This is a genomic window from Criblamydia sequanensis CRIB-18 (genome assembly GCF_000750955.1).
GTDB classification, from domain to species: domain Bacteria; phylum Chlamydiota; class Chlamydiia; order Chlamydiales; family Criblamydiaceae; genus Criblamydia; species Criblamydia sequanensis.
In genome coordinates, this window is sequence record NZ_CCEJ010000003.1 from 427,122 (window position 1) to 444,548 (window position 17,427).

At 37.8% G+C, this 17,427-nt stretch carries 12 protein-coding genes; 10 read left to right on the forward strand and 2 right to left on the reverse strand.

Going from position 1 to position 17,427, the window contains the following annotated elements:
- Positions 1-141: 141 nt before the first annotated feature.
- Positions 142-1,809, reverse strand: coding sequence for a SulP family inorganic anion transporter (locus CSEC_RS03625; RefSeq protein WP_041017015.1), 1,668 nt, complete (start codon positions 1,807-1,809; stop codon positions 142-144).
- 189 nt (positions 1,810-1,998) lie between these two features.
- On the opposite strand from CSEC_RS03625, the gene CSEC_RS03630 reads away from it, so the two are divergent.
- The 10 genes from CSEC_RS03630 to CSEC_RS03675 all read left to right on the forward strand — a co-directional run bounded on the left by CSEC_RS03630 (position 1,999) and on the right by CSEC_RS03675 (position 15,028).
- A complete protein-coding gene (locus tag CSEC_RS03630; RefSeq protein ID WP_041017016.1) occupies positions 1,999-3,378 on the forward strand; it encodes a sodium-dependent transporter in 1,380 nt (459 codons plus the stop codon).
- A gap of 63 nt (positions 3,379-3,441) precedes the next feature.
- Complete coding sequence (locus CSEC_RS03635; protein WP_041017017.1) at positions 3,442-4,662, forward strand: F-box/WD repeat-containing protein; 1,221 nt, start codon at positions 3,442-3,444, stop codon at positions 4,660-4,662.
- Positions 4,663-4,724: 62 nt separating this feature from the next.
- Positions 4,725-5,957, forward strand: coding sequence for an F-box-like domain-containing protein (locus CSEC_RS03640; protein WP_041017018.1), 1,233 nt, complete (start codon positions 4,725-4,727; stop codon positions 5,955-5,957).
- Between the two features lie 62 nt (positions 5,958-6,019).
- A complete protein-coding gene (locus tag CSEC_RS03645) occupies positions 6,020-7,297 on the forward strand; it encodes an F-box protein (protein WP_041017019.1) in 1,278 nt (425 codons plus the stop codon).
- A 172-nt stretch (positions 7,298-7,469) separates the two neighbouring features.
- A complete protein-coding gene (locus tag CSEC_RS03650) occupies positions 7,470-8,708 on the forward strand; it encodes an F-box/WD repeat-containing protein (RefSeq protein WP_041017020.1) in 1,239 nt (412 codons plus the stop codon).
- A 347-nt stretch (positions 8,709-9,055) separates the two neighbouring features.
- Positions 9,056-10,258: an F-box-like domain-containing protein gene (locus CSEC_RS03655; RefSeq protein WP_041017021.1), complete on the forward strand. Its 1,203-nt coding sequence runs from the start codon at positions 9,056-9,058 to the stop codon at positions 10,256-10,258.
- Positions 10,259-10,356: 98 nt separating this feature from the next.
- A complete protein-coding gene (locus CSEC_RS03660) occupies positions 10,357-11,355 on the forward strand; it encodes a WD40 repeat domain-containing protein (RefSeq protein ID WP_041017022.1) in 999 nt (332 codons plus the stop codon).
- 16 nt (positions 11,356-11,371) lie between these two features.
- Positions 11,372-12,520 (forward strand): F-box-like domain-containing protein, encoded by a 1,149-nt coding sequence (locus CSEC_RS03665; RefSeq protein WP_161780952.1) that lies wholly within the window; start codon positions 11,372-11,374, stop codon positions 12,518-12,520.
- Positions 12,521-12,539: 19 nt separating this feature from the next.
- On the forward strand, positions 12,540-13,673 hold the full coding sequence (locus CSEC_RS03670) for an F-box/WD repeat-containing protein (protein ID WP_041017024.1): 1,134 nt from the start codon (positions 12,540-12,542) through the stop codon (positions 13,671-13,673).
- A gap of 92 nt (positions 13,674-13,765) precedes the next feature.
- The gene (locus tag CSEC_RS03675) at positions 13,766-15,028 is read left to right on the forward strand and encodes an F-box/WD repeat-containing protein (protein WP_041017025.1); all 1,263 of its coding nucleotides are present in this window, start codon (positions 13,766-13,768) and stop codon (positions 15,026-15,028) included.
- Positions 15,029-15,069: 41 nt separating this feature from the next.
- Here CSEC_RS03675 and CSEC_RS03680 read toward each other — a convergent pair whose 3' ends face one another.
- Positions 15,070-17,421, reverse strand: a complete 2,352-nt coding sequence (locus tag CSEC_RS03680) for a protein kinase domain-containing protein (protein ID WP_041017026.1) — start codon at positions 17,419-17,421, stop codon at positions 15,070-15,072.
- Between the last annotated feature and the right edge of the window lie 6 nt (positions 17,422-17,427).

Here is a 17,427-nt window from a genome sequence, read left to right on the forward strand (position 1 = left end):
TATCCCTGCGACCACAAAGAGAATGAGAAAAATTGTAGTGAATACACCGACAACCGCGGCTTCAATAAATAAATTTCCCAAGAAAGGCATTTCTTACCTAAAAGTTAAAATTGATCTTTTACAGATTAACAGTTTTCTCCATTAGAGTACAGCTTTAGCATAACGAACGGCTTCAACGATATCTTTTTTGATATTGTCTTTACCGACTAAATCCGTGAGTCCAACTTTTTCAAAAAGCTCTGCCATTTTGGGGTCAATCCCAGAAAGAATGACTTGTGTTCCTTGCGCTTTTGACTCTTCTATTACAGACTTTAAAGTCTGTAGCCCTGAGGTATCTATATGTTTGACATAACGCATCCTCAAAATAAGGATTTTTGGAATGTCGCCTATACGGGATAAAGCGGTTTTAAAAGTATCGCAGGCTGCAAAAAACAAAGGTCCATAGATTTCAAAAATATCAATCTCATCCGGAACATTTAACTCTTTTATTAAGGCGATGTCCTTATCGTTGTCTTCATCTTTGAGACCCTGCTTTAAATCTTTAGCCCCGATTTCTTTAGCCATTTTGTTGATAAAGATTAAGCTTGCCAAAATAACACCTGCTTCAATTGCCGTGACAAGATCGACAAATACAGTTAATGCAAACGTAATCAATAGAACAAGAGAGTCGGATGTTTTAGATTTAATAAGGTCGCGGAAGGTTCGCCATTCGCTCATGTTATAAGCTACAAAAATTAGAAGAGCGGCAAGTCCGGTCATCGGAATATATGAAATATAACGACCAAAAACAAAAATAAGAATAGCTAAGGCAATCGCGTGAATAATACCCGCAAAAGGAGTGGCTCCGCCGGATTTGATGTTAGTTGCAGTTCTTGCAATAGCGCCTGTTGCCGGAAGCCCTTGAAAAAGGGCGGAGCCAAGGTTTGCGATCCCTTGGGAAATAAGCTCCATATCCGATCTATGTCTTCTGCCTGTCATACCGTCTCCAACAGAGGCTGATAAAAGAGACTCGATACCTGCAAGAAGAGCTATGGCAATGGCCGGACCGATTAAGGTTTCAAGATCGCAAAAAGCGATTGTTGGAAGAGTCGGCATCGGAAATTCAGGTTTAATCTCACCAAAACGCTGCCCGATCGTTTCAACCGGAAGATTAAAAAAATAACTTAATAGCGTGGCGCCTAAAATAGCGACTAAAGGCCCCGGGATAACTTTTGTTATTCTTGGCCAGTAAATGATAACACCAAGGGTCAGAAAGCCTAATAGTAGAGCGTAACTATTAAAGCTTGCCATATTTTTAAAATAATACACCCATTTCTGAAAACATTCTGCCGGAAGAGGCTCTTTAGAGCCAAGACCTAGAAAATCGTAAATTTGCGAGGAAAAAATGATGACCGCAATCCCGCTTGTAAACCCGACAATGACAGGGTAGGGGATAAAGCGCATCGCATTGCCGAATCTAAAAAAACCCATTCCGAGAAGGATAAGACCTGCAAACAAGGTCGCCGTCACAAGCCCCTGATAACCATGGGTTGTGATGATGCTTTGAATTAAGACAACAAATGCCCCTGTCGGGCCTGTAATCTGGTACCTAGACCCCGAAAAAAGAGACCCTAAAGTTCCGGCGACAATAGCTGTAACAATCCCTTGTTCGGGTCTTGCCCCGCTTGCTATGGCAAAAGCAATCGACATAGGAAGCGCTAATACAGCAACAATTAAACCTGCAAAGAAGTCTTTAAAAAAAAGATTTAAATTGTAGCCTTCTTTTAAAACGGTGACGGTTTTTGGAATAAAAGTGTTCGAAAATGTCATACCTCTAGCCCCGTCTAATTTTCATTCTTGGAATCAAATATACAAACTAAGTCCCACTTAAATTGCAATAAACAAATAAATATGTTATTTTTTTCAAGTTGTTCAAAGTCAGAATTACATATTTTCAAGACTTCGAGCTTTTAAAATAGCAGAATTTTTTGCTTAAACAAAAAGGAAGGTGTATTCACCATGCAAAAACAACGCGAACATTGGGGTTCCCACTTAGGATTTTTACTTGCAGCTGCAGGCTCAGCAATTGGGCTTGGGACGCTATGGAAATTTCCTTATGTGACGGGACAGTATGGGGGCGGACTTTTTGTTTTAATCTACATATTCTCTATTTTCTTTATCGGTATTCCAGTCTTCATCGGCGAGTTGATTTTAGGCAGACGCGCCCAAAGGGGAGCTGTCGGAACTTTTGAAGCTTTGGGTGGTGGCCATGCGTGGAAGATTGCGGGCTGGATGGGGGTTGCTGCATCCTTCCTAATTATGTCTTATTATAGTGTTATCGCAGGCTGGGGGCTTAATTATGTGCTGATGTCTCTTAATCAGTTTTACGAAAACAAAAGCGCTGCAGATATTGAATCTATTTTTAATACCCTAGCATCATCCGCTGACATCACTATTTTTTGGCACTTTGCTTTTACTGCATTAACGGTTGCGGTAGTTTATCCAGGCGTTAGGCATGGGGTTGAGTACTGGAGCAAAAGAATGACGATCGGCCTTCTTGTTCTTTTGATCTGCCTTTCAGCCTATAGTTTTACTTTGGATGGGTTTTCAGAAGCGATCAAATTTGTTTTCTATCCTGATGCACAACGTTTTAATGTCAGCGGCGCCCTTGAAGCTTTGGGCCTTTCTTTCTTTACCTTAAGTCTTGGCCAGGGGATTATGCTAACTTACGGCAGCTATATGAAAAGAAATGAAGATATCCCTTCGACAAGCGGTATTATCGGTGTGATGATCACTTTTGTGTCTATCCTTGCTGCCGTCATGATCTTTCCGATTATCTTTACTTTTGGCGCAACGCCGCAAGGGGGACCGGGCCTTGTCTTTAAAACCCTGCCGCTTCTTTTTTCCAAGTTGCCGGGAGCCTTAATTATTTCGACAAGCTTTTTTGTACTCTTTGTTTTTACAGCGCTCACTTCCTCTGTCGCTCTTGTTGAAGTGGTTACTGCAAACTTTATGGATCTTCTTGGTTGGTCAAGAAAGAAAGCTGTTTTGTTTGTTGGCGCAGCCTCATTTATTGTTGGAATACCAAGCGCGCTTTCCGATACCAACACACTTTTCGCTAACTGGCAGCTGATTTACGGAAAAAACTTTTTTCTAACGATCGATGGCCTTGTATCGACTTGGCTATTGCCGATTGGAGGGCTATTAATTGCTATCTACGCCGGCTGGATTTTAGACCCTGCCGACAGCCGTGAAGAGTTTGAGAAGGGTACTAAATTTCCCTGGCTTTATAGACCTTGGCTTTTCTTTATCCGGTGGGTCTGTCCTTTCGGGATTGCATTAATCCTGCTCCAAAAAAGCGGGCTGATTAATATCGATGCGCTTCTAAATTCTCAATAATCAAATGGGCCCGCTCAATAAGCGGGCCCATTTTTTATCCGCAATCCTTTTAAAATAGGTTTTATGCAAGCTGCTTCAAAATCTTTTCCGGATTATCCGCCCTTAATCCCGAGCATAAATTCCAAAGGGGAAAACACTTCTAAATCCAATATTAATTTCTTTGACTATCTTCCGGAAGAGCTTGTGATAGTGATGGCTCAATATTTAGATACCAGAGCTATCGGAAACTTCAGGCTCGCCTGCAAAAAATTTAATGTCATCGCAAAGGACGCAAGCTTAATTCCAATTTTTTTCAAGAAAAGGTTTCCTATCCTCTCCGGATTTTATACCCAAAAAGAAATGACAGAAGAACTTTATCAGAAAGCCATTTCGATTGAAAAAAATATCCATAACCCTGAGTTCCGGCCCGAAACGACAGTTTTTAAGAAGAATATTGCGTTTGGAGGGATAGGATCTTTGGCTTTTAGTGAAGGGCTTCTTTATAGTCGTCACCCCTCTTATCCGGATAAAGATATCGTGGTTTGGGACTTGAATGGAACACAGCTAGATCAGTTCAAATCCAAATGTCGTACTGAATCCATGGGCATTACCAAAAATTATATTTTTAGTCCGCTACCTTCTATGAAAGCTCTTCAAAGAATCAACAAAAGCGATAAAAAAAGTATCGAATGGGAATATCCGGAAGGCGATTTTTGGTGTATCAGAGTTTTTGATGAATTGCTCTATGCAAAATCCTCAAGTGGCATCATGGAAATCGATTCTGAATCTGGGCTTAAACGAGAATATTTAGGAAAGGCTTTTTCACCTTTTTTTGCAGATCAAAGTCAGGTTCTTGGGAGTGGCAGCTCTTATATTATTTCCTGGGATAGAGAGACTCAAAAAATTAAAGAAGAATTTCCTTTTGATAACCGGTTCCCGAATCATAAAACGTGTTTTACTTTCCATGCTTATCCCGATGATAATAGATGTATTTTTGGAGAATCCGGAGGGAAATTAATAATCTATGATTTGAGACAAAGACAGATGATCTCAACTGAGGCCCTTCATCAAACCGTAATTACCGGAATGGTATTTTTTAATAATGAAGTCGTCACAGCAGCATACGATCAAAATTGCAAAATTTGGGATGTTAGATGTTTAACTTCTTTAAATAATGATCTCAGCCCCATCCGATCTTTCAAAATTGGCTTTCCTATCAAGTCCTTGTGTTCTCAAGGCAGTAGTCTCTTTATTGGGAGTCATAACATCTATAAATATGATTTTTCGAAAGAAGAACCCAATTAAAGGTCGATCAGTTGCAAATCAAGGGAAAAACTAGCTAGTCTCTTATAGAAAAAGGATTTTTTATGCAATTAACTCGCTGCAATTCTAACCTAAAAGTAGTTTCAACTTTAAAGCCGGAAGAAACTGACATTGAAGTTTCGCGGATTAATTTCTTTGATTTTCTTCCGGAAGAGCTTTTTCTTTTATTAGCCGGGTATTTAGAACTCAGAACGCTCGGGGATTTTAGGCTTGTTTGCAGAAAATTTAATGTTATCGGAAGCGATGCAAGCCTTATTCAAGCTTTATTTAAAGCAAGGTTTCCTATCCTCTCCGGTTTTTATACCCAAAAAGAAATGACAAAAGAGCTTTATAGAAAAGCCTTTTCGCTTGAAAAAAATATCCATAACTCTGACTTCCGACCCGAAAAGACAGTTTTTCAGACTATTGCTTTTGGGGGGATACGTTCTTTGGCATTAAGTGAAGGGGTTCTTTACAGTAAACACTTTTCTTTTCCGGATAAGGATATTTTGGCTTGGGACTTGAATGGAACTCAGTTAAATCGGTTTAAAACCAAATGTACTTCCGGATGGATGGGCATCACCAAAAATTATATTTTTACTCCTTTACCAAATAATAGACCTTGCTATAACGCTCTTCGGCGAATCCGTAAAAGCGATAAAGAAAGTATCGAATGGGAATTTCCGGAAGCCGGATTTTGGGGTTTTAAAGCTATTGATGAGTCAATTTTTATAGGTTCTCGCTTAGGATTTTTTGAAATCGATGCTGAATCGGGACTTAAGAGGGAATATTTAGGAGATTCTGCAGAACCATTTTTTGCAGATCGAAATCAGGTTCTTGGGACTAACCGCTCTTCTATTATTTCATGGGATAGGGAAACTCAAGAAATTAAAGAAGTGTCACCTATTGATACGCATGGCTCTGATGATAATTTGAATTGGGATTTTAGTGTTCATGCGTATCACGATGACACTGGACGGATATTTTTGGCCGGGGATCGCTCTGGTTTGATAAGTTATGATTTGAGACAAAGAAGGATGATTTCAATGACATCTATTCATAAAGCCCGGGTTTCCGGAATTGTATTTTATAACAACGAAATTATCACTGCAGGCTTGGATTCAATTTTTAAAATTTGGGATGTTAGAGGTTTAACTTCTTTAAATAATGATCCCAACCCCATCCGATCTTTCAAAATTGGCTTTCCTATCAATACCTTGTGTTCTGAAGGCAGTAGCCTCTTTATTGGGACTCGTACCATTTATAAATATGACTTTTCGAAAGAAGAACCTAATTAAAGATTCGATAAGTTGGTAATTTAGAAAAAACTAAGCTAGTCTCTATAGAAAAAGGATTTTTTATGCAATTAACTCCCTGCAATTCTAACCAAAAAGTAGTTTCCAATTTAAAGCCGGAAGAAACAGGTGATGAAGTTCCGGAAATTAATTTTTTTGACCTTATTCCGGAAGAGTTAGTGCTTTTACTAGCGCAATATTTGGATGCTCGAGCTATCGGAAATTTAAGGCTTGTTTGCAGAAAATTTAATGTCATTGGAAGCGATGCAAGCCTTATACCAACTTTATTTAAAACACGGTTTCCTATTTTAGCCGGCTTTTATTCTCGGGAAGAATTGAACGAAGAGCATTATAAGAAAGCCATCTTGAGAACCGACAACATAAGGGATACCGCATTTACACCAAGACAAACCGTCCTTAGGGAAGGATATGATTTTCAAGGTCATATTAGCGCTTTAGTTTGTCGGGATAATCTTCTCTATGGCAGCTGTTATAAGGATGGCGGGGTTACAGTTTGGGATTTGGAAGGAAATGAGAAGGGGCATTTTTTTCAATTCAACCCGATTCCTCACCATATTGGCCTTTCAAATAATTATATTTTTGGTCATTCCAATGCCACACCGAGTCAGACAGCGGACTACACAGGACTGCAGCGAATAAGCCTTTTAGATCAAGCCTATACTTTTTGGAATTATCCTAAAGCCAATTTTTGGCGGTTTAAAGTGTTTGATGAGTCTATTTATGCAGAATCCTCAAAGGGCATTCTTGAAATCGACGTCGAATCAGGCCTCTTTAATGAATATATAAGCGTCTTCCCGACAGAGCCATTTTTTGCGGATCAATATCAAGTTCTTGGAATTGGCGGTTTTTACATTACCTCCTGGGATAGAGAAACTCTGAAAGAAAAAGAAAGCCTTCCCCTCATTGGCCACTTACCTGATCGCAACTTGCACTTGGATATTCCCACGTACCATCCTGAAACCAATCTAGTATTTTTAGCAAGAGATTACACAAGTTTTGCAAGTTATGATTTAAGGCAGAAAAGCATAGCCTATAAGAAGGACATTCATGGGATCTCTATTTCCGGAATTATATTTTTTAATAATCAGGTGGTGACAAGCGCTTTGGACGGTTGTCTAAAAATCTGGGATCATAGAAAGTTTAGCACCCAAACCCCTCTTCGCTCTCTACAGCTTAGCTTTGGAATAACAGCAATAAGCTCAAACGAAGATTTTCTATTTATCGGAACTCAATACGGGGATATTATCAAATGTGACTTTATTAAAGAGGGTAGCTTAACTTCACTAATGTGGGATGCATTTGAAAAATGCCTCGTTTCTTGATTATTCTTCTTTCGAAACTCGCTTTTATTGGGAAAATGCGCCTCTAATTTAGAGGTTAGACCTAAGTAAAACCAAACAGGTACTTTCCAATCACTGCCTATTATTCAAATTGTCTTTTTTAAGGATACAAATTAGACAATCTTCATCAACTTTGATAAAAAAAGGATTTTTTATGCAAATTGGTTCTATTCATGACATCAAATCGTGTCCCCAAAAATACGATGAGTCGAAAATCAATGTTAGTAAAGAGGCTATTAAAGGAATTAATTTTTTTGATTATCTGCCTGAGGAGCTTTTGCTTTATTTTACAAATTATTTCAAAGTAAAGGAGCTTGGGCTTTTTAAAGCTATCTGCAAAAGATTTCATCAAATCGCAAGCGATGCAAGCCATATCCCAGTCCTTTTTAAAACAAGATTTCCTGTCCTTGCAAGTTTTCTTAAAAAACAAGAAATAACAGATCGGTTCTACGAAAAAGCCATTTTTAACCAAAGCAGAATGTTTGATAAAGCTTTTTCCCCAAAAGAGACTTTCTTTCGTATGAAGAGTAATTATCAAGAAGGGGTGCAGGCTTTAGCCTATAAAGAAGATGTGGTTTACAGCTCTTTTTTTTCAAAAAAAATAGTCACTGCCTGGGATCAAAAGGGGGAAATGTTTCAACATTTTGAATGCTCAGAAATTCCTCATTGCATAGATGCTTCGAAGGATTATTTTTTTTGTCATGGCGACATCGATGAACTCATACGCCATAAACTATCAACGGATAAGAAAACGACCTCAAGACGTTATTCAAAAGCAAACTTTTGGTATTTTAAAGTTATCGATGAAACAATCTATGCCAGAGCTGAATATGGCGTCATTGCTGTTAATTCCAAGACGGGAAAGCATAAGAAATATCGGGGCGAGTCGTCCATTCCTTTTTATGCGGATGAAAATCAAATTCTCGGAGTCAATTATCAATCAGTTGTTGCATGGGATAGGGAGACGAAGAAAATAAGAAGTGAACTGAGCTTAATTAGTCAATCAAAGGATCCTAGCTTAAAACTTTTTCTACAAGCGAAAGCCTATTTTTCTGAAGGCAATCGGATATTTTTAGCGGCAAATAACGCCTGTCTTGTAAGTTATGATTTAAGAGAGGGAAAAATGAGCCCGCCTCTTAAAATCCATCAAAGCTTAATTTATGGAATTATTTTTTATAACAATGAACTTGTCACAAGCAGCGCTGATAATACCTTTAAAATTTGGGATATTCGAAATTTTAATTACTCAAACACGACACCGATCCGTTCAATCGAACATGATTCTTTTGTCACGTCGCTTTGCTGCAGCCAAGACAGTCTTTTTATTGGGACACGTATTGGAGAAATCGTAAAATATGACTTTTTTGAAACTGATTTAAGAGGTGTTTCCTAAAAAGAGATAGTGTGCAAGGTGTAAATTCAAATTATCAACAACGCGAATTGGCAGGGCAGTGTGAACACTCGAAAAGTAAAAATTATTTTAAAAAAATCCCTTTTGAAATCGATAAACCAATACGGCTCGTCACATTTCCAACTTCAATCTACAAAATGACCCCGATTTCTTTTTCGTTGGGACGAAAAGCGGACAGCTTATTTGTCTAAATTCTTTTTTTCCTTATCCGGAAAATTCTAAGTAATTCTATTTACCTAAATTAAATCATTATTTTTATTCAAAAAATTTTCGATAATATATATAGTTATTAAACTTTATATTAATTTTAATAATTAAAAAGGTAAACAATGAACAGAACAAGCAATGATCCCTATCAATATGATAATTTTGATTACGTCGATATGGACATAAGTTCTGAATCGGATAGTGAAGAGCTTGAAGTAATTCTCATTGAAGAAGAGCTTTTGCAAGACCCTTTAATGTTTTTGCCGGAAGAGATAGCTCTAGAGATTTTTTCATATCTTTCTGCAAGGGAAATCTTAGACGCCGGGATTGTCTCTAAAAATTGGAGGAGAGTGAGTTCCGATAATTCTTTATTTCCTATTTTTTTCAAAAAAATATTACCGGTAACTGCCAACCACTACTCTAAAAAAGAACTTAAAAAAAATTTATACGATAAAACAGTAGCCTTTCAGACTAATTTGGAAGACCCGAAATTTTTACCCAATGTAAAAACATTTGATAGGCATGAAGGTTTTGTGACTTTTCTAAAAGTTAGGGAAGGTAAGCTTTTTAGCGCTTCAGAAAATGACTTAAAAATTTTTAATATTAAAACCCAAAAAGAAGAAAATAAAATCAATCACTCAGTTATTAGAACTATTGAGCTGATAGGTGAGAATATCTATATTGGAGACAGGCTTCAGGGCAGAATAACCAAAATGTCAAGGTGCGGAGAAGTTGAGAGGCAAGTGCATTTTAAAAGTAGCGCTGTGTTTTTCTTAAAAAAAGGGCCTCAAGGGCTTTATGGCAGATCCTCTGACGGCATTCAATCTTTCGATTTAGAGTTAAACCCAACTCATACTATTTTTGATGAGGGCAACCCTATCAGCTTAGCTATTTCCCAAACTTCACTTTTCACAGGAGGAAGTTCGGGGATTGCAAGCTTTGATATTGAAAGGTTAGAGGAAACTCATCGATTTGAATATCCTACTTTTGGAAGAAATATTGAGTCTCTTGACAATCAAGTTTATGCTTTGATAGATGGACCTAATGGAGTTGTAGGGCAATTGGATTTCAGGTCTAATCAATTGAATACTCTTTTTTACCTGCCGGGCTACAAATCTTTCGGCCTTATTCAAATTTTAGAGAATAAATTACTGGTGGATTATTTAGGCCAAGTTTGGGTGTCGGATCTTAGAACATCCCATATTTTAAATAAAATCCCCCTCGGCGGAGACGGAGAGCAAGACCGCATCACAGCCCTTTATGCAAATGGTGAATCTATTTTTGCCGGTAAAAAAAGTGGCGACATTTACCAAATCGAATTTTAAGGAAGGCTTCTCTTAACCTTAAGAGAAACCTTTTTCAAAAAGAATCGCCTTTTTATTTTTCTTTCACCATAATACTTTTGTTTTTTTAAGAGAGTTTTATGCAAGAAGCTTGTCCAAAAAAGGGTGATTTACCATTTCTTCAACCTAATGGGGAGGAATCCTCTTCTAAATCGTCAATTTTATCAGACTATAGAGTCGAAAAACTAACATGGAACCTATACAGAAAAGCCTCTCTTGCAAAAAATAAAGTTAATGACCCGGCTTTTGAATCTTCATTCTCCGTTTTAGGTAAGCATCGAACTAAAGTGACTTCCTTGAGTTTTTGGGATGGTCTTCTCTACAGTAGCTCTTTAGATAGAACCATAAGGTTATGGGATTTAAATGAGGGAAAAGAGTTCGATAAAAAAGTAAGCAACTATCCGATTCAATCGTTTGCCCTATTACCTAGGGGAGAAGCTATTTATGCTTTTTCAACAGGGCTCTTGCAAGTCTTTGGCAAAAAAGACTCTAAGCCAATTCATGAAGTAGCGATTGACATGAAGAAAGTCTTATCTTTCCAATTGGAAAGTGAGAGGTTATATGTAACGGAACAAAAAGGGATCAAAGAATTTGATCTGGAATTTAAAAGCTTTCGTTTTTTTGAATTTCCCGATGCGCTTCGGTTTCACATTTTTCAAGGGCAAATTTTTTATTACGACATTTATGGCACTGTGCATATTTTAGATCAAAGAAGTCAAAATTATATTGCTAAAATTCCAACTAATGGATTTTCCACTTGCCTCACATGCGGAGAAGAAGGTCTTTATATAGGTCAAATTGATGGAACCCTTAAAATTATTGACTATAGAAAAAGAGAAGTCATAAGGGATGAATTTATTACAGGCTGCCCAGGAGTATTAACTTCTTTAAAAATTGTGGATGAAACCCTTTTGGGACAGAAGCGTTATAATTTAAGGATATGGGAAAGAACTAGCATGACGCTTAAAAAGGTTTTACATGTGCATTCAGAATTAGTAATCCATGCCTCTCAAAATGCTGTCGATTCTATTTATTTGGGAATGGATGAGGGGACTCTCTTTAAATACAATTTTTCTTAAACGAAGTGATACTCATATGCAAATAACTTCATTACATGGAAATGATCCTGTACAAATAGACCCGACTGCCATCCTTCCCCTAGAGGTGATGATAAAAGTTTTTCACTATTTGCCAACGGCTTCACTTGCAAGCAGCTCTTTAGTAAGCCATGCATGGCATCAAATTGTCTCTGACCCTTCTATAATAAGAGAGATTTTTTTTAGATTATTTCCAAAAAGCGCTTGTTTTTATGAAAGAGGGAAATTCACTTTTTCTTTACTAAGGGAAACAGAAGCTCTTCATAGACGAATAAAGGAGGACTTCTTTAACCCTGAAAAAAAAGAAATCTTGGGGGAAACATCTGTCATTACAGGTCTTAAACTACTTGATTCAAATTCTATAGCGGCCGCAACTATGAAAGATGGGGATTGCAGTTTAAAAACTTGGGATCTTTCTGAAGAAAAGCTTAAGTCGTGTTTAAATACGAAGAGCCGTATTCATAGCTTTAAAATTAATGAAACGCATGTATTTATCAATTATAGAAGAGGGTTAATTCAAAAATGGGATTATCATCTGGAAGAACTTAATTCGGAAAAAGAATTTGTCAACTGGAGCTCTGATGCTTTCGAACTTTCTTCCAATAAATTGTACTTAGGTTTTTCAGACGGCTCAATCAAGGTTTTAAATGCGGAATTAGAAGAAGTGGATCGCTTTAAAAGCCATTCAGGAGGGATCACTTGGCTTTCAACGTATAATGAGTATCTTTTTAGCGCCGATTCCTCCTATAATCTATTTGTTTGGGATAGAGAAACCAAAAAGCTTTTGCAGCAATTTCCGGAGTGCTATCTGCCATCTTCGATGGAATGCGCTTTTAATAGTCTTCTTGTCGGTACTTGCAGTGGACAACTGATAAGCTTTGATTTACGAGAAAACAAAGAGAAAACACGCTTTAAATCCCATACCGATGTTATCACATCTATCTACGGCTTCGACTATGAAATTATCGTAAGCTCCTTTGAACCAAAAATCCGATTTTGGGATTTCAGACAATTTGGTACAAACCATCAAGAATTTAAAGAGCTTGCTGTTGGTGATACCAGTGTGTACTCATTGGATGGGAATGCCTTCAATCTTTTTTTAGGCACGGGGAGGGGTCTTTTTTCCTATAGCTTCCTTTCAAAATGAATTTAAAAGGTTTAAGTAAATGAATGTAACAGGAAAGGATGATAGTTTTTTTTTAGACGAAGATCAAAATAACCTTCCTTTGCCAAATGAAATCCTAACTGAAATCTTCTTAAACCTAACTTTTAAAGAGGTCTGTAACTCAAGACTAGTTTGCAGAAAATGGAATCAAATTTGTACCGGGACTTATCTCTCCAGATTTTTTTGTCTTAAAATGTTTCCGGAAAGCTCTTCTTTTTATAAAAAAAAAGACTTTTCAATTGCCCTCATATTCCAAAAATTAAGAAATGAAGCTCGAATCAAAGAAGGAAAAAACCCGTCTATTAGAGTTCTTAAGGAAACCAAGTCTCTAAATGCTAAAAATAATGTGATTTGCATGAAGCAAAACGAGAGTTTGCTTTATGCGGGCTTTCAGGAGGGGGTGATACGTGTCTTTGACCTCGAAAAAGAATGTGAACTCAAGAAAATCGAATTTTTAAATAATAAAATCAGCTCTCTTGCAGTAGGGCCTTTTATCTATGGAGGGTTTTCTTCCAAGATAACAAGATGGGGAGAAAAAGAGGAGGATTCACTAGAACTAAGTAAAGATTCGAGCGGTTTTGGAGAATGTCTTCATCTTCAAAAGGACCACTTATTCACTCGTTCAAGGCAGGGGCTATTTGAGTTTGATAGAAATTTAAATCAGGTGAGTCTTGTTAAAGAAAGCTCGGGATCTTTTACGGTAAGTGACGCGGCAATTTTTGGTTACGATGGAAAAAATTGTCTCACCCTTTGGGATCGAGAAAAACTAGCCCCCATACTAACATTCCCCGGAATTAACTTTATTTACCCTGCAAGTTCCCTTCATAATTCTGGAAATACCCTTTATCTTACCTATGAAAATGGGGATTTTCAGATTTTGGACCTTAGGGCCAAAAAATTGCAGCAGATCTTTAGGTTTTTTTCATTAGGGGCATGGTCTACCAAAGTTTTAGATCAAAAAATAATTTTAGGCACATCTTTTGGAATCAGCTTTTGGGATCTTCGATATCTTATCCGAAAGGATCCTCTGTCTTCTTTTAAGGTTTCTTACCTAAGCTCGTTTGAATTAATTGAATCAGCGGTGGTTGTTGGAACTCATCTAGGTGAAATTCAAATTTTTGATTATTCTGAATAATTATTTTTTAACTAAAAACCTTAAATTTATTGATAGATTCATAATAATTAATATATAATATTAAGAAATTGTAAATAAAATGGAGTTTATTTATGCAGGAAGCTGATTTTAGAGAATCATCACTTACTACTACAAATTTCGTTACTCAAATTGAAACTGAACCAGATCGCACTGCATGGCTTCCGGATGAAACCTTACTCTATATTCTTTCTTTTCTACCTGACTTAAGCACAAGAACTATTTCAAAACTCGTTTGCAAAAGGTGGGAACAGATTGCGTCTGACCCGTCCCTATTTCAAGCTTCACTATTTAAAAAAGAATACCCATCTTCTGCGGTTCACCTAGATTGCGACAAAAAGCTTCAAGAATCCTATCAGTACGCTAAGCTCATTGAAAGAAGAATAAAAGACAGCTCATTTAAACCCCATGTACAGTTATCAGAAGTACAGGGAATGATCACCATTGGAAAAGGCCAAAAAGGCCGCTTTTTTTACAGCCTTCCGAGTGATTCTGAGAATATAGGAGGGGTTCAAATGTGGAATACTTTTGATAAAGAGGCAATTGGCCAATTTACCATTGATGAAGATGTTTGGATTCACTGCTTTCGTGAACACGAGGGGCATTTATATGCAGGCGGCTCAAATGGTTTCCTTTTCAAATGGGAGATGGAGGGTAATTCTTGCGAAAATGATGTTTCTGTCATTTCCCATAGATGGAATATCACTTCTCTTGTTTGGGCTGACAATCATCTTTTTTCCTCATCACTTGACAAAACTATTAAGGAATACGATAAGGATTTAAATGTTATTAAAACTTATGCCGTTCATGAAACACCGGTTACTTGCTTTGTATATGATAACGGGAAATTTTTCAGCGCTTCAAGAGAAGATTGTAAATTACATATCTGGGAAAAAGATTCTAGCGAACAAGGTTGGAAACTGCTTCACACCCTATCCACAAAGTTTTCAGTAACAGATATTCAACCTTTTGATGACAAACTATATTATAGTGAAGGCTCTACCATTCATATCTTGGATTTAAAAACATTTACCGAAATTCAAAGCTTTGAAACCCACTTCGTATACAATGAAAATATGGTAGTCTTCGATCGTTTTCTTTTTGTTTCGGGGTCGACAGATCAAAAACTTAACGATAGAAAATATGAAAAGCATATCAAAGTTTGGGATATTGAAGCATTGCCAAAGCAAGGGTCGACACAAGAAGAAGCAAAGCCGCTAAGAGTTATTCTCGGTGGAAAAGAAGCATCGCACTTTATTGTTTATCCCGGAATGGTTTGGGTGAAAGGCGCTAAAGGCTTATACTTCTACAATTTTAATGAAGAGCAGTCTAAATAAAAAAAAGGCACTTCTTAAAGAAGTGCCTTTTTCTTTTTTCATTAATTAAAATTATCCCACATGTTTTTGATTTGACCACGATCAAGTTTTTGAGCAGTCTCTTTTTTCCAAGCTGAAAAGCGGCTTGCCACGACATCCATCGAAGGTCTTTGATCAGGATCAACCCTTGTACATTCCCAAACAAGATGCGCAATGCCTGTTTTATTTTGAGGTTCCGCATAGGATTGATTGTACTTTTCTCTGACAGTTCTTGAAGTAAGGAGCAAGGCAACATCGTTCACGCTATTTTTTGCATTTAAAGAGTTGCTATGGGCGTAGGCGGGGTGTTCACGCGGCTCTTTTCCGGTCGTTGCTTGCCAAAGCATCATACCAACAGACCAGACGTCTGATTTGTCATCAATAAGCTTCCACTGCTCCAAAGGATGAACGCCTGAAAATCTAGGAGGGGAAGTGGGGTCTAAAGCGGATTCTTTAGCGACAGCCTGCTTTGCCATTTCAGGTGAAAACATGTAAGGTGAACCGACTGATGTCGCCTTTCGAGGATCTTCCTTATTTTCAACCCCTTTTATAAGGCAAAATTCCCCAAAATCACTAATTCCACCGCGTCCCTCACGCCCAGTTAAAATATTTTGAAGTTTTAAATCCCGATGAAGAATGCCTTGTTCATGTATGTGTTGGATTCCGAAAAGAGAATCTTCCAGGACGGTAAGAGCGGCTATTTGTTCGCTTTTATTTAAAATTCCTTCCTCTTGGGCCTGAAGAAGATTGTAGAGATCATAAACGCGATTTCCACTTTCTGTTTTAAATTTGGCGGCGCTCTCAATAAGGATGTAGCTTTTCTTTGGTTCACCCTCGGTTAAAGTAGTTACCACATGCATCTCTTGTGCTGCTTTTGTAACCCAAATACCTCTTTGTCCCGTTAATTGAAGCTGTAGGTTCGCTTCATTTTTGTATTTGGTATATTCGTCTTGGTCAAAACTTACTGAAAAAGCCTGTTTATCATCCGCTCTTTCTTTGAGCTCGCCAGCTGACATTTCTTCCATTTTTCGATCGCGAATAAATTTTGTAAAATCAAACTTCATTTGTTCTCTAGCAGGCGCTGACTCCTCTGATTCATCTTTCGAAATACCATTTTGGACGGTAGTTCCTAGATCTTCATCTTCGTCTTTTTGAACAATGGTCCCTAAATCCTCTTCTTCGTCATTAAGAACGGTTGTCCCGAGATCTTCATCTTCGTCCTTGTGAACAGTGGTCCCTAAATCTTCGTCCTCGTCGATATAATCTCTCTTTTCTACATCACTTGATTGAGTAGAAAGCTCTTTCTCTTTGCCTTTTTCGGATTCTGCAGCTTGCGCAGCTTTAAAAGAGGGGAGTTGTTCTTTAACATCTTCTTTAGGCTGTTTGATAACAGAGTCGCTTCTTTGTGTTAAAATGGAATGGAGTATAAAAGGGACTTTAAAAGCGCCGGATTCTGTGATGACTTTACCCTTTAAGTATAACCCCTTTTCGTTTGGTAAAAAGATAAATAGGCGATCCCCGATTTTTCTTTCTTCGGCAGCAGCAGGCTTACTTTCTAAAAACTTTTTCCATTGAGACTCAACTTCGCCAATAGTGGATAATGAAACCTGTTTTCCGGAAGTCCAAGCAACCCTTCTTGCGATTGCTAATCGCTTGGCATAATCGAGTTTAATTTGACTCTCTGTCTTCCTTAGAATAAGCCTGTCACGCTTAGCATTTGCTTCTAAGCCTTTCGTCATCTCGGGAGGAAGCCCTTCAAATAAGTGATTGATGGTTTCTTTTAAAGTTGGCTTTAAAGCCTCTTCCCCAAGACCCGGAGCTTTTAGGATATCTTTAGGCCTTGGCAGATCTTTGCCAAGAATTGCAAGTTCATTATCAAGTTTTACAAGCTGGTTAAAAAGCTCTTCATCGCCCGGAACCAAGGTTTTTGAGTAGAAGTATAGTTCCCGCATGGTTTGATAAACTTTCTCATCATAAGCTTCTTTTCCGGGCTCATCGGCTAAATTTAGAGAGAGCTTTCTTGCTTCCAATCTTAAGTTTCTAACTCTTGAGTCAAGCATTTTAAGGGCAAGGCGCTTATCTTCGGGAAGGGCTTTTCTTCTAAGAGGAGTTATTTTTGAATCGGATTCGTATAGTTCATTCTTGGTTAAGCTCTGCGAGCCGGAAATTCGCTTTTCTTTTAAGCTTTTTGGTTTTGGAGCAGCCGGTTCTAACGCTTCATCACCCTTGCCTGTTTTGACAATTTTTGCAGCTTCATCGGTTTTTCGGCTTTCTAAGCTTTGGGTCTCTTCCTTGATTTTTGACTCGAATTTGCTGACTCTTTCTGAGACACTTGCCGGGGGAATAGGTCTACCTTGACCTTTATTGATATTCATCACTTT